Genomic DNA, 13,786 nt, shown 5'->3' on the forward strand with positions numbered 1-13,786 from the left:
TGGCTCTTGATGCAAGCACTTGTAAGAAGATGGGGAAAGGGCGAGATAGGGGGAGGGGAGAAAGTCAAAAGTACTTCCTCACTCCCACTCCCCCTTTCCCACTTTCCCCTTATTAGGCGGATGCAGCAACTTTGTTGTTAATGTATTCAACTGCCTCTTGAACTGTTGTTATTTTTTCAGCGGCTTCATCGGGAATTTCGATATCAAACTCTTCTTCCAAAGCCATAACCAGTTCAACGGTATCCAAGGAGTCAGCCCCTAAATCGTTGGCAAAATTAGATTGTGGTGTGATTGTGTCGGTATCAACACTCAGTTGATCCGCAACAATTTTCTTGACCTTTTCAAAAATTTCCGCTTGGCTCATAGATAAAATTCCTCAACCAGTTGCTATAATCCGCTGTTTATGGGGGATATGTTTTTGAGCATATTGATCTTATCGGAAAGCGCGATCATCCGTACACTGCTCAAGGATTTTCTTTTTGGAAAATCTGTACCCCATTCTATTGCTTATTAGAATGGGACAACCGCTCAAAGAGGGGTTAGACAGTAGAGCGTGTCACACGGTTGCTTACACTATATAAATCATTCTGTGTATACAACTGTTATTAAATTTTTTTAAGGATGTGCCTTGTCAGGTTAGGCACTTTTGCAACCAATACTAACTAGTGATGATAAAACAGTTATTAACTAACTAAAATACTATGCTAACCCATACGTTGAAATACGCATACTTTCCAGGTTGTGTTGCCCAAGGAGCGTGCCGAGAGCTTCACCAATCAACTGTTGCCCTCAGTAAAGCCCTGGGCATACAACTGGTTGAACTCAAAAAAGCTGCTTGCTGCGGTTCCGGCACTTTTAAGGAAGATTCCCAATTACTGGAAGATACGGTTAATGCCCGCAATATTGCTTTAGCAGAAGAATTAAATCTTCCATTGCTGACTCATTGCAGCACTTGTCAGGGTGTGATTGGTCATGTTGACGAAAGCCTAAAAGAATGCCAAAAAACCAATCCAGCATACCTTGAACAAGTAAATGGCTTGCTGCAAAAAGAAGGTTGTTTACCCTATCGCGGAACGACACAAGTCAAACATCTCCTCTATGCCCTAGTAACAGACTACGGTTTAGAGGAAATTCAAAAACGTGTCACCCGTAAGTTAGCAGGATTAAAATGTGCAGCTTTTTACGGTTGCTATCTCCTACGTGCCCAAAAGTCCATGCCTTATGATGACCCCTTCCGACCGGAAGCAATGGAAAATGTATTTCGCACGGTAGGCGCAGAACCAATTTATTACAGAGGTCGTACGCAATGCTGCGGCTGGCCCCTTTCTAGCTACGCTACGACTCAATCTTTTAAAATGGCGGGAATGCACATTCAAGAAGCCATAGAACTTGGTGCAGATTGTATGGTGACACCTTGTCCTCTTTGCCATCTTAATCTGGATTCTCGTCAGCCAGAGGTGGAAAAAGTGATTGGACAGAAACTAGGTTTACCAGTGTTACATTTACCTCAGCTGATTGCTTTAGCAGTTGGGGTTAGCCCGAAGGAACTCGGTCTAGAACGGCACATTGTTTCCACCAAGCCAGTGTTGGAAAAATTGGGAATGTAAAATTAATAGCTTCGCCAAAATGCCCTCACTCTGGAAAACTGGACGGCAGTCGCCTCAATGGGGGGCTTTGGGGTTCCCACGGAGGAGCCAGCCGCGTGGGCGGGTCTCCCGACTTGAGCGGACTGGTGTTGGGGTTGGGGGGAGACCCCCGCACGGCGCAGCCTCGGCTACACAAACAAAGCTCCGTAAGTCCTGCGGACAGGCTGCGCCAACGCGGAGCGTGCGTGCGCTCAGTTAAGAGGGCGCGGGAAACCTACCTGCAGGACTTCTCTGTGCCTCCCTAGCCTATAAGGGTTTCAGCCCACGGAGGTGGGCTTCGTATGTGTAGCCCCTGACTTATAGTCTGTGGGGCTTTTCAGAAATTGGCGAAGGTATTGTAAAATCTATCTTGGATGTCGCAATTCATCTCCCGTTACAGGCTTCGCCTTAACGGCGAGATGAATTGCGACCAATAAAAAACATGGCTTCGCAATACCTTGGTGTAGTAGAATATACTTGCCACCAAAAAAGTTAGGGTTAGGCAAGATTGGTGTTTCTCCACCAGACAACTCGCATCACCAAAAGGAAATACCTGATTAACAGGGGGGTCGAATGTTGTGAATCAGACAAACGATATATCAGAATAAGTATTTTGTGACTGCGGTCGGGCAGCCCGTGGTAGTAAAACAGATGCTTGTGGAGGGGAATCTGTCGGGGTCAGTGCCTGTGGGAGAGTTTTTAACTCGTTATACCACAGTGGGCTAGAAAAACCTGTTGAAGCAAGAATCTCCCTTCACAGGCGAAGCCTTGAAGGTGAGAGTGTCAATATTATGTATAGCGCTATTCAGAAGAAGCCAGAAGGCAAAATAACGCCTGTCTCTCTTGATGCAATGCGACATAACAATTCTGCTGCGAAACGTAGAGAGTTCGCAGGCTAATTATTCTAGCTATTTACCAATTAAATTGCAGACACGCCCTACTTTCCTTGATACCAGAGATCTTTAGGATTTAACGACGCTGGTAACGGATTAGATTTCGCGAGTTCTGGAGAGAAGGAGAATTGCTTACTTTCAGCCCAACCAACAAAATGATAAAGCTCTGAATCCTGAGAATCACGCTCTAGAAACATTTGCACTGAAATAGCATTAGACTGATGTCTTTCTTTCCAAAGCTGAGCTACTTTTGGTGAAACTGGGGCAAGCTTAAAAATAAGACCATAAGTAGTGATTTCACCCCTTCCATCATCATTAGAAGAGGGATAAGCAACAAAGCAGTTTCTTTGTACAACCTGTGCCATCATCAGAGTCTTATCCAAAAGTTGTGACATTACTGTTCCAACCACGATTCGACGCTGTTGAAAGAATTTGGCAATACTCTCCTTGCGATCCGAGATGATGTAAACTCCAGGCGGGTTATTCAGGAGAATGTTCCTTTTAGCCTGAGCTTGCTTTACATCTGGCTGAAGTTCATTGCTCTGACACATACCTCGTTCTGACGGACTCGCTTGACTCACGACAGCAGGGTTAAGAGTCCCCGTAATCACGACAAAAACTACAACTATAGACTGATAACTAAGAATTTTTCTCAATTGATGCTGCATACAAACACGACCGTAGATAAACACAATATAGCTTATCGCTTTTAGAAGCGGGTCGTGGTAAATATGTTCGCTTATTAATGATTAGAGGCTCTAAGCTAAGTTGATTTTTATTTTCTTTCCCGATTACTGAATCGGTGTTCTAGCAGGTAAAGCTTAGGAAAGCCAATTTGTTAAGTAGATCCTTGGAATGCATTTTGAGCCTAGTAACTTACTGCCCTGGAGCTTCGTAAAGCCTAATATCAATGTCCTTAAATCTAAGACAGTTTGCTACATCAACGTTGTAACCTTCTGGACTGTAATTGTCTGGATCAACAACAGGAACAATAGTTACCGTGACTTGATCGCTGTTTTTAGCTAAGTCTTTAAGTCTGTCAGTAACTATCACAGAAATATCGCGTGGAACTGTAGGGCTTTTTAGACGTTTGTCATAAGGTCTAACCCCAGTTTGTAATTCACAATGTCCAATATCACCGAAACAACCACCATGAGAGAAAACATAGAATGAACCAGCATAGCCATTTTCAGGTTCAGTAGGAGTCTTGTCATCTGCTTCTGGATTGTTGAGGAAAATACGTCCTTCATAGGAAGCGCCTGAGTGATCTACTTCATGAAGGTGGACATCAGCTCTCGTGAATTGGGCTTCCTTTAATGGAGTTGAATTAATAGGAATAGTAGAAGATACGTATTTATTAGCCATCATAATAGTTTAAACTCCCAGATTTATCACTACTTGATCAACTGCATATTCATAGCCTAGCTCACTAATATCCAGAACATCATTTACTGTCAAATTGAAAGGAGGTAAAGGGCGGCTGAGTAAAGCTCTGGGTATATTGTTAACACCATGTCGCTGCTGCCAAAGGTACCAGATCCGATCAACCATGCAATGATGAGAGTAGAAAATAGGGTCATATGCAGCAAAAGGAACGCTAGTCATATCGCCACCAACCCAGAGATGAATTCTACCGTGTATACCAAAGTCAAACTGCCCGGAAAAGTCTAGGAAGTCTTGAATAGATAAAAGATTAGCAATATCACTAGGAAGAGGTAGCTGATTTGGAACACCAGGGCGACGCACTGTATCCCGATCAACAGGCGGGTTTGCCGTTGGTACATTGATTCGAGATTTCAAAAGAGGATTTGGAGTGCCGATAGCAGTGTTTGGACTGCTAAATGCTGTAGGTATTCCTGTTTGTCTTGAAGTGTCAGAACTCCAGTCCCACCAAGGTAGAGCAGCCGTTAAGACTTGATCGCGAAGATACTGCTCAAAGTTATATATATAGGCGCGATGCCAAGGTAAAAACAAGTCAGTATCTCTGTGACAATAGTTACCAGGAGTACCATGGAAACCTGCAATATGATTGAACCCCCTATTATCCCTAATCGCTTGCATTCTACTATAGCCATCTTGTAAAGCTGCAAGCTCACTATCCGTTAAACTAACAATATTTTTTCTTATCGCCCTACCGTTACTCACGTTTCACAACTCCTCAGGCAACTTCTAACCCAACGACTGGATTGTATCAGAATCACAGGAAAGGCTTTATTCTTCGTTTAGATAATGTCATAACACTTCATTTCGATCATTTAGATCTGTCTTGAAAATGTCCTCTAAAAAAGTCATGAATAAACAAGTTGGAGCCGCTGAATAGGGTGAAGCGTTGATTTGAACGTACAAAAACTTATTTGTTAAAATAACATTTTTGGGCAATTTAGTAAATCACTAAACTTCCCCTTTCCAACAAAACTTTACAATGTGTTGAATTTTGCCGTTATCTCGGCGTACACCCACTAACGCTTTACATCCTACTCAGGTGTTACCTGTGGCAAAATGGGTTTTCTGGAATCTGAAAGTCTTTGTAGAAAGAGAAAACATAGTGGAGAATAGGCGCAATCCAAACGTGTAACGAGGTTCACAAAATGAAACTGCGGGAGTTACTAGCCACTGTAGACGGTGTTGTAGAATTACCACAACATCCAGCGATGGATGAACAAATCAAGGGTTTGAAGACTAATTCTCATGCTTGCCTTCCCGGAGATTTGTTTATTGGGATGCCAGGAACGCGGGTTGATGGTGGGGACTTTTGGCAAAGTGCGATCGCCTCTGGTGCTGTAGCTGCCATTATTTCTCCTCTAGCAGCACAGAAACATTCTTCGACACCAGAAGCTTGTGTGATCACTGCTGATGATATGATAAAAGCTTGTGCTCAATTAGCCGCTACTTTTTACGGCTATCCTGGGCAAAAACTTAAACTGGTTGGTGTGACGGGTACAAATGGGAAAACCACAACCACCCACCTTGTTGACTACTTTCTCAATAAAGCTCATTTGCCCACGGCTTTGATGGGCACTCTTTATACTCGTTGGAATGGTTTTGTTCAAACTGCTGTCCATACGACACCGTTTGCTGTGGAACTGCAACAGCAGCTTGCAGCTGCTGTGGATGCTGGAAACGAGTATGGAGTGATGGAAACGAGTTCCCACGCCTTGGCACAAGGTCGAGTGATGGGTTGTCAGTTTGAGGTGGGAGTATTTACCAATCTTACCCAAGACCATTTAGATTTCCACCGCGATATGGAAGATTACTTTGCGGCGAAAGCACTCCTATTTAGTCCTCAATATCTAAAGCAGCGGGCAATCATTAACGCTGATGATTCATATGGCAAACGGTTAATTGCATCCTTAAACTCAGACAAAGTTTGGAGTTATAGTGTCAACGATTCTACAGCAGATTTATGGATGAGCGACCTGAATTACCAACCTAATGGTGTCAGTGGTCAGCTTCACACACCAAAGGGTGAGGTGACTTTTTATTCGCCGTTGGTTGGTCAATATAATCTAGAAAATTTACTGGCAGCAGTAGGAGCAGTTTTACACTTAGGGTTAGATTTACAGTTAGTTGCATCTGCAATACCTAAGTTTCCTGGAGTCCCAGGACGGATGGAAAGGGTACAAATGACTCCTGAGCAAGATATTAGTGTCATTGTAGATTATGCCCACACGCCAGATAGTTTGGAAAATTTGCTCAAAGCCTCACGTCCGTTTATTCCAGGTAAAATGATTTGTGTGTTTGGGTGTGGAGGCGATCGCGATCGCACTAAGCGCCCAAAAATGGGTAAAATTGCTGCTGAATTAGCTGATATAGCTGTGGTAACATCTGATAATCCCCGTACTGAAGACCCACAAAGGATTTTACAGGATATTTTAGAGGGGATTCCACAAACAGTTCAACCGACAGTGATAGGCGATCGCGCTACTGCAATTCGCACTGCTATATTGCAAGCTCAACCTGGAGATGGCGTTTTGCTTGCAGGTAAAGGTCACGAAGACTATCAAATTCTTGGAACTGAAAAAATTCATTTTGACGACCGAGAACACGCACGAGAAGCTTTGGAAGAAAGGATGAAAATAAAAGTTAACAAATAAAAAAGAAACACGCACGCAGATGATAAAGTTATCATCTGCGTTTTTGCTGTTTCTGATTAGCATCACGACAAATTTTTAGAAAACATTCCACTCTACAGGAACTGTCTCCAAAGAAGATCCAGATACAGTAGTGCCATCCATTTCCCAAATCACATTCTCACCAGTTTCAGATTTGCGCCAGAAAATATCGGTTTTGCCATCGCCGTTAAAATCTCCAGTGCTAGGTTGCCACGATACATCAGTTGTAGACAGAAAAGCTGTAGTATCAATTGATGCGCCATCCATCAACCAAGCGGTGTTCTCACCAGTTTGAGTATTGTGCCAGAAGATATCGGTCTTGCCATCGCCGTTAAAATCTCCAGTACTAGATTCCCACGAAGAATCAAGTTTTTCTAGAGAATTCGAGGTGATAAAAAAACCATTCATCAACCAAACGGTATTTTCATCCGTTTCGGTATTATGCCAGAGAAGGTCAGTCTTGCCATCGCCATTGAAATCCCCAGTGCTATAATTCCAGGACGGCTCAACTTCCGTCAATGAATACTCTGATGAGTTAGTACCATCAATAAACCAAATGGCGTTCTCACCCGTTGTCTGCTTACGCCAAAAGATGTCGCTCTTGCCATTACCATCAAAATCGACAATACTGTAAGACCAAGATGAGTCAGTTTCGGTCAGAACAGCCGCAGTAGTGACGTTTGTGCCATCCATTAGCCAAGTGGCATTCTCACCAGTTTGAGTATTGCGCCAGAAAATATCACTTCTGCTATCTCCGTTAAAATCAGCAATGCTAAAAGTCCAGGATGAGTCAATGTTCTGTAGAGCAACCTCAGAAGCAATTTTTGTGCCATCCATCAGCCAAATCTTGTTCTCACCTGTTGTCTGATTGCGCCAGAAGATGTCAGTTTTGCCGTCGCGGTTAAAATCGGCATAAGCAAAGTCCCACGATGAGTCTACATTGCTTACAAGAGCCGATGTTGGGTTCGTACCATCCATCAGCCAAACAGCGGTTTCACCTGTTTGAGAGTTCCGCCAGAATTTGTCAGTCTTGCCATCGCCGTTAAAATCGGGAAGCTCTGAAGAATTGGAACTAGAATTGTTCGCCGTTGTAGTCTCTGCTGACTGCAATGATTCATCCGATATCGATTGTGAAGAACGCCCAAAGTTCGTAGCAGAATTTAAATCATCTACATCCACAGAACTATTGGACTTTGAGAGAGATTGAAATGCACTAGTATCTTTAGAAGAGTTTAAGGTTTCAGATGCAGACATGATGTTTGTTTATTACTAGTGTTCATAAAATTTTTAACTGTTTTTTTTCAATGTTTCTGTTAAGATATAACATCTGCTATTTTTGAGTTCTCATAATCAGCTGCATTTCAGTATCATAAATATGTTTTTTAGTTGACATTTTTAAATTTTTCAATTAAGTATTAGATATGACAAAAATTCGCCGGGAATTATCTCGGCGAATCGTCATTAAGGTATCATCAATTAATCAAATGCAATCCAAATTAATTTGTAATTGATAACTCATAATTATCTACTCAATTATGAATTACGAATTACAAATTATTCAGAAATTCTTAGAAAGTATACCATTCTGGAGAAGTTGTCGATAAAACGGTTTCAGTGGCGGTAGATCCATCCATACGCCAAACCTTGTTCTCACCTGTTTCGTAATTACGCCAGAAGATGTCAGACTTGCCATCGCCATCAACATCGCTGATGCTTGCTGTCCAACCTGAGCTTTGTGTTGTTAAAGCAGTTTCACTGGTAACATTTGCGCCATCCATGAGCCAAACCTTACTCTCACCTGTTTGCTGGTTGTACCAGAGTATATCTGCCTTTCCATTGCCGTCGAAATCACCATACTTATATGTCCAGTCTGTACCGACTGTAGGCAAAGCAGCTTCACTCGAGACGTTTGTACCATCCATCAGCCACATGGAATTTTCACCTGTTGACGTATTGCGCCAAACGATGTCAGTTTTATAATCGAGGTTGAAATCACTAAAGCTAGCTTCCCATTCTGTGCCCATTGTTGACAATGTAGACGCAGAAACATTTGTACCATCCATCAACCAAACAGAGTTCTCTCCTGTTGCGTTGTTGCGCCAGAAGATATCAGTTTTACCATCACTGTTGAAATCAACAACACTAGCGGTCCAGTTTGTGTCAAGTGTATCTAAAGCAGCGGTAGAACTCACTTGTGAACCATCCATTAACCAAACAGAATTCTCACCCGTTTGAGTATTACGCCACAAAATATCGGTTTTGCTGTCACCATTGAAATCAGCAATACTGCTCAAAGTCCACTCTGTACCTACAGTCTCGAGAGCTGTTTCTGAGGTAATAGTTGTGCCATCCATCAGCCAAACAGAGTTCTCACCCGTTTGAGTATTACGCCAGACGATATCCGTTTTATCGTCACCGTTGAAATCGGCAATTGTAAAGTCCCACTCTGAACCCATTGTCTTCAGAGAGACTTCAGAGGTCACATTTGTCCCATCCATCAGCCAGATAAGTGTCTCACCAGTTTCAGAATTACGCCAGAACTTATCGTTCTTTCCGTCACCGTTGAAATCAGCGTAAATCGCGGCACTATTGTAGATGGGGTTAGGATTTATTGCAGTCTCATAAGACTCTTCATCTAATGATGATTGTGAGGAACCGCTCAGGCTTGAAGTATTTACAACATCATTGTTCTCAAAAGTATTTGAGCTTTGAACATTTAATGCACTAGAATTTGTAGTTTCTAAGGATGAAGAGCTTAAGGTATTAGACTCCGCCATTGTGTTTGTCTACCACTAGTGTTCATCAATGTTTTAACGTCTTTTCTTTTTTATTTTTGTCAACAAATAACATATTCAAGATTTAAATTATTTGGCATTTAAACTAAGCTAAAATAGCAGCATTTATAAGCAGAGGTTAAAATAAAAATGTTATTTACCAACATTTTTATTTTTTAAAATACTGAATATTTGTTTACACTACACTCCACACTTTTACTTCAGTAAAGATGCTCTTAAACCCTCTGGTAAAGCATAAAATCCCAAATGGTTGCCAACAGGACGCTCACGCATAGGTATTCTCGTATGTATTGGTGCGTTCAATACCCTTGAACCATGATTTGTGGACATTACCAGTGTAGTTGAACCGCCTCCATCTAAGTTGAGTGCCGCATAAGCACCCAGATCCGTGACAATTTTTGTTAATTCAGCAATTGTGACTCCTTCGCTGTAAAGTGCTTGCTTCCCGTCTACCGCAATCAGCCACAGTTTTGTACCCTCTTGATTGACAGCAGCTGCAACACGAGGATAAGGCTTATCATCTGAATTGTCATCTATTGCCTTACCGCGATAAACCAAAAGCTGGTTCCCTGCAATACCATGAGTTGTCCCTTCAGGACAGTAATCACTTTTCAAGATTTGAACACGATTTTGGATTGAAAAGCACAATACAGGCCAATTGGGTTCGGGTGGTGAATAACGATATCCATTGGAAATAGCCTCCCCTATAGGATACGAGGGGTCACCACTGTGAGGATAGTAGTCCCAAGGGGACTTTTCGTAGAAATGATGGAAATAGCTGGCATTTATTGCCAATTGCAGCTTGAATTCATTCAGAAATTCAGATGTTTTCTGTGCGCTTGTTTCTCTATCGCTTGGTTTTGGTATTCCTGGAGTAACAAGTGCCTTAACTCCTGGTGTTTTTAAGTCAATAGTGACAATGTGGATCATTGCTGGTCGTGGTGTCGAGATAGCATAACGTTTGTAAACAATTCCACGAAACAAGACTTGCTGCATATCAGTTCGAGGGGGACGCAGCAAACACCGCCAGCCGTAGAACATCAGTGGCGATAAGAGCAGACCTAGACCAGTAGCTAGCAACAATCGCCGTATGTAAAGTTTGTATCGATAATGCATTGCTTGATGGAAGTACAGCTTTATCTTGGGCGATAGAGCACCTTTGATGCCAACTACTTCTCAGTTACAAATTGATCAAAAAGAACTCAGAACTCAGAACTCAGAACTCACGAGCCAGAATGGCGAGTGTACGCATGAAGGATGAGTCGAGGCTTTCTTACCCCCGGATTTATCCGTGGGGATATTCTGTTCGCGCAGCGTGCCTGAGGCACTATTTTGAAGGTGATACTTTAACAAATCTCTTTGCATGGGCAAAGCCCAGTAGCAACTATGTAACTGAGCTTTTTCTCTACAAATAATTTATGTTATGGGTTATTTAGATAAAACATCAGATGGAATGTGCTCAGTTTCACCCCACATCATGATTATTGGTCCATCGGTCTTGTTGCTATCTGCGATCGCTGGACGGACATCATCATATATCTCAGGATATTTCGCTTGTAGTTGAGCATCGCTTAGTTGAGCATCTAACACAGTACCGTCCTGAGTGCTGACTGTGTATAGTAACCCATTTGAACCAAAATTAATAGTAATCACGCGATCGCGCATAACCAGAGTCGTTAAGGGAAGATGCTCGGAAGCATGTGTTGCAGTGGTGAACAATATGCTGAACGCTAAGATAAGGAGAGTAACTGCTGAGATTCGACGCATAATATATCCTCAAACACCTAGTATCAATTTACGCTAATTTACCCATTGTTTACTTTATACCGTATGTTAGTTTCGCGCTGATTTACCGTTTTTAGCTTTCATTTGTCATTTAGATGCAACTTGCAACGTAGGATACACTGAGTGAGTAAGCAAACTTCTTCCCAAACAAAATCTACCTTAAGTTATAAAGAAACAGATGTCATCATTATTGGTAGTGGAATTGGCGGTTTAAGCTGTGCAGCTCTTTTGGCACGGTATGGCTTTGATGTTACAGTTTGCGAAAGCCACTCTATCCCAGGTGGTGCAGCGCATGCATTTGAGCGGAATGGATTCAAATTTGACTCAGGTCCATCCCTATACTCGGGGTTGTCGTACAGCCCATCTGCCAACCCTCTCAGACAAGTGCTAGATGCTATTGGCGAGGAGTTACCATGCGTAACATACAATACGTGGGGATGCTGTCTACCAGAAGGGGATTTTGACACTTCAGTTGGTCCTGACCAGTTTTGTGAGGTGCTGAAGCGGTTCCGTGGCAATGAGGCTGTCGTTGAATGGCGTGAGTTACAGCGTGTGATGGAACCACTGGCGCGTGCTGCAACTGCGATACCACCAGCAGCTTTGCGTCTTGATGTTGGTGCAGTTATGACTGTAAGCAGATTTGCTCTATCTTTATTCCCACATATTGCAGACATAGGTAAGCTTACAGGACCGTTTAGCCGAATTATGGACGGCGTTGTTAAAGACCCTTTTACGCGCAACTGGCTTGACTTGCTTTGTTTTCTCCTCTCCGGACTACCAGCAAATGGAACAAGTACAGCAGAGGTTGCATTTATGTTTGCAGATTGGTATCGACCGGGTGTCGTGCTTGACTATCCAGTTGGTGGAGGTGGTGCCTTAGTTGACGCCTTAGTACGGGGACTGGAACGACACGGAGGTCGCTTGATGCTGAACGCACATGTTGAGCAAATTCTTGTAGAGACGCGCCATGGCGCGTCTCTACAAGCGGTAGGTGTGCGTTTGCGAGGTGGTAAACAAATAAGAGCGCGTCGGGCAGTGATTTCTAATGCATCGGTATGGGATACGCTCAAACTGCTTCCAGAAGAAGCAGTGCCAAAACAGTTTCAAGAACAGCGAGCCAGCACACCTGAATGTGATAGTTTCATGCATCTCCACCTAGGCATTGACTCACAAGGATTGCGTTCAGACCTTGCGTGCCACTACATCGTTGTCAATAATTGGGAAAACGGTGTTACAGATCCTCAGAACGTCGTACTGGTGTCGATTCCCTCACTTTTAGACCCCTCATTAGCACCACCGGGAAAGCACGTCATTCACGTTTATACACCAGGCAACGAACCTTATGACCTATGGCAGGGGATGAACCGAAAAAGTGAGGAATATGGGCGACAAAAACAGTTGCGTGCAGAAGTGATGTGGCAAGCTTTGGAGCGAATTATTCCAGACATTCGCTCGCGTTGCGATGTGACACTAGTTGGGACACCACTGACTCATGAGCAGTATCTGCGACGCCATAGAGGTTCTTATGGTCCCGCCATTCAAGCAGGAAAAGGTTTCTTCCCTGGTTCTAGCACACCTCTTCCTGGACTACTGTGCTGTGGAGACTCGACCTTCCCTGGTATCGGTCTACCAGCCGTCGCGACAAGTGGAATGATTGCTGCAAATACGCTCGCACCGCTAGAGAAGCATTTCCAAATGCTTCAAGATATTGGTTGTATGGGTTAGGTCATAATAAATTCTGGTGAAGATTAACAAAAATTTATGTATTTAACTTGGTTAGACAACAATTCTTGGCTACTGGAAATCGGAGGGCAACAGATACTCGTTGACCCTTGGCTAGTGGGTTTATTAACCTTTGGCAATTTGGATTGGCTGATCAAAGGTTCCCTACTCCAGGAACGCCCAATACCAGAGAAGATAGACCTGATTTTGCTATCTCAGGGTTTGGAAGACCATGCTCATCCACCAACTCTTAAGCAGCTTGACCGCAACATCCCGGTTGTCGCTTCTCCAAATGCTGCCAAGGTAGTACAGCAGTTAAATTATACTCAAGTCACAGCACTTGCTCATGGGGAAACTTTCAGCCTGAATCAAAGCGTGGAAATTAAGGCAACTCCTGGATCGCTGGTTGGTCTAAATTTAGTGGAAAATGGATATCTCCTTAAAGAATTGGAGAGCGGTTTTACGCTCTATTACGAGCCTCATGGGAATCATTCCCCTTCGCTTAAGGAAATTGCTCCAGTTGATGTCGTTATCACTCCGTTAATTGACGCGACTTTACCCTTAGTTGGTTCCATTATTAAGGGAAATAAATACGCTTTAGAAGTTGCTCAATGGTTGCAACCCCAATTCATACTACATACAGCTGGTGGAGGTGATGTGATTTTTGAGGGATTACTATCCTCTCTACTTCAGACTAAGGGAAGCATTGAGGAATTTCGTTCATTACTAGAAAAGAATAATTTATCGACACGAGTGATAGATCCTAAAAGGGGCGATCGCTTTGAATTAAAATTACAAAAGCGAGTGTTGAATGTTTAATGGCAATTAAAGTCTACAGTGCAACTGTTAGGAAA

At 43.0% G+C, this 13,786-nt stretch carries 12 protein-coding genes; 4 read left to right on the plus strand and 8 right to left on the minus strand.

Going from position 1 to position 13,786, the window contains the following annotated elements; translation table 11 throughout:
• Positions 1-112: 112 nt before the first annotated feature.
• On the minus strand, positions 113-364 hold the full coding sequence (acpP, locus tag MAS10914_RS0112830) for an acyl carrier protein (protein WP_017316344.1): 252 nt from the start codon (positions 362-364) through the stop codon (positions 113-115).
• A gap of 337 nt (positions 365-701) precedes the next feature.
• On the opposite strand from acpP, the gene MAS10914_RS0112835 reads away from it, so the two are divergent.
• Entirely contained in the window at positions 702-1,607 is a 906-nt protein-coding gene (locus MAS10914_RS0112835) for a CoB--CoM heterodisulfide reductase iron-sulfur subunit B family protein (RefSeq protein WP_017316345.1), read from the plus strand.
• Between the two features lie 955 nt (positions 1,608-2,562).
• On the opposite strand, the gene MAS10914_RS0112840 is transcribed toward MAS10914_RS0112835, so the two are convergent.
• The 3 genes from MAS10914_RS0112840 to MAS10914_RS0112850 all read right to left on the minus strand — a co-directional run bounded on the left by MAS10914_RS0112840 (position 2,563) and on the right by MAS10914_RS0112850 (position 4,663).
• Positions 2,563-3,099, minus strand: coding sequence for a hypothetical protein (locus MAS10914_RS0112840; RefSeq protein WP_232224157.1), 537 nt, complete (start codon positions 3,097-3,099; stop codon positions 2,563-2,565).
• A gap of 295 nt (positions 3,100-3,394) precedes the next feature.
• Positions 3,395-3,886: a hypothetical protein gene (locus MAS10914_RS0112845; protein WP_033365213.1), complete on the minus strand. Its 492-nt coding sequence runs from the start codon at positions 3,884-3,886 to the stop codon at positions 3,395-3,397.
• Between the two features lie 6 nt (positions 3,887-3,892).
• Positions 3,893-4,663: a tyrosinase family protein gene (locus tag MAS10914_RS0112850; protein WP_017316348.1), complete on the minus strand. Its 771-nt coding sequence runs from the start codon at positions 4,661-4,663 to the stop codon at positions 3,893-3,895.
• A gap of 443 nt (positions 4,664-5,106) precedes the next feature.
• Between MAS10914_RS0112850 and MAS10914_RS0112855 the strand changes: the two genes are divergently transcribed.
• Positions 5,107-6,612, plus strand: coding sequence for a UDP-N-acetylmuramoyl-L-alanyl-D-glutamate--2,6-diaminopimelate ligase (locus tag MAS10914_RS0112855; protein ID WP_017316349.1), 1,506 nt, complete (start codon positions 5,107-5,109; stop codon positions 6,610-6,612).
• A gap of 75 nt (positions 6,613-6,687) precedes the next feature.
• Here the strand turns inward: MAS10914_RS0112855 and MAS10914_RS30075 are convergent, their stop codons facing one another.
• The 4 genes from MAS10914_RS30075 to MAS10914_RS0112880 form a co-directional block, all read right to left on the minus strand.
• Entirely contained in the window at positions 6,688-7,884 is a 1,197-nt protein-coding gene (locus MAS10914_RS30075; RefSeq protein ID WP_017316350.1) for an FG-GAP repeat domain-containing protein, read from the minus strand.
• A gap of 314 nt (positions 7,885-8,198) precedes the next feature.
• Entirely contained in the window at positions 8,199-9,407 is a 1,209-nt protein-coding gene (locus MAS10914_RS0112870; RefSeq protein WP_017316351.1) for an FG-GAP repeat domain-containing protein, read from the minus strand.
• A gap of 213 nt (positions 9,408-9,620) precedes the next feature.
• Positions 9,621-10,541: a phosphodiester glycosidase family protein gene (locus tag MAS10914_RS0112875; RefSeq protein WP_198014973.1), complete on the minus strand. Its 921-nt coding sequence runs from the start codon at positions 10,539-10,541 to the stop codon at positions 9,621-9,623.
• Between the two features lie 312 nt (positions 10,542-10,853).
• Positions 10,854-11,192, minus strand: a complete 339-nt coding sequence (locus tag MAS10914_RS0112880) for a hypothetical protein (protein ID WP_017316353.1) — start codon at positions 11,190-11,192, stop codon at positions 10,854-10,856.
• 141 nt (positions 11,193-11,333) lie between these two features.
• Between MAS10914_RS0112880 and MAS10914_RS0112885 the strand changes: the two genes are divergently transcribed.
• Together MAS10914_RS0112885 and MAS10914_RS0112890 are read left to right on the plus strand one after the other, a co-directional pair.
• Positions 11,334-12,935, plus strand: a complete 1,602-nt coding sequence (locus tag MAS10914_RS0112885) for a phytoene desaturase family protein (protein WP_017316354.1) — start codon at positions 11,334-11,336, stop codon at positions 12,933-12,935.
• Positions 12,936-12,971: 36 nt separating this feature from the next.
• Positions 12,972-13,751, plus strand: coding sequence for an MBL fold metallo-hydrolase (locus tag MAS10914_RS0112890; RefSeq protein ID WP_017316355.1), 780 nt, complete (start codon positions 12,972-12,974; stop codon positions 13,749-13,751).
• The last annotated feature ends 35 nt before the right edge of the window (positions 13,752-13,786 follow it).

Source organism: Mastigocladopsis repens PCC 10914, from assembly GCF_000315565.1.
Classification (GTDB): Bacteria; Cyanobacteriota; Cyanobacteriia; order Cyanobacteriales; family Nostocaceae; genus Mastigocladopsis; species Mastigocladopsis repens.

Excerpts from the sequence above, each read along its gene's own strand:
- acpP (WP_017316344.1), bottom strand. The coding sequence starts at position 364 with ATGAGCCAAGCGGAAATTTTTGAAAAGGTCAAGAAAATTGTTGCGGAT.
- MAS10914_RS0112835 (WP_017316345.1), top strand. The coding sequence starts at position 702 with ATGCTAACCCATACGTTGAAATACGCATACTTTCCAGGTTGTGTTGCC.
- MAS10914_RS0112845 (WP_033365213.1), bottom strand. The coding sequence starts at position 3,886 with ATGATGGCTAATAAATACGTATCTTCTACTATTCCTATTAATTCAACT.
- MAS10914_RS0112855 (WP_017316349.1), top strand. The coding sequence starts at position 5,107 with ATGAAACTGCGGGAGTTACTAGCCACTGTAGACGGTGTTGTAGAATTA.
- MAS10914_RS30075 (WP_017316350.1), bottom strand. The coding sequence starts at position 7,884 with ATGTCTGCATCTGAAACCTTAAACTCTTCTAAAGATACTAGTGCATTT.
- MAS10914_RS0112870 (WP_017316351.1), bottom strand. The coding sequence starts at position 9,407 with ATGGCGGAGTCTAATACCTTAAGCTCTTCATCCTTAGAAACTACAAAT.
- MAS10914_RS0112875 (WP_198014973.1), bottom strand. The coding sequence starts at position 10,541 with ATGCATTATCGATACAAACTTTACATACGGCGATTGTTGCTAGCTACT.
- MAS10914_RS0112880 (WP_017316353.1), bottom strand. The coding sequence starts at position 11,192 with ATGCGTCGAATCTCAGCAGTTACTCTCCTTATCTTAGCGTTCAGCATA.
- MAS10914_RS0112890 (WP_017316355.1), top strand. The coding sequence starts at position 12,972 with ATGTATTTAACTTGGTTAGACAACAATTCTTGGCTACTGGAAATCGGA.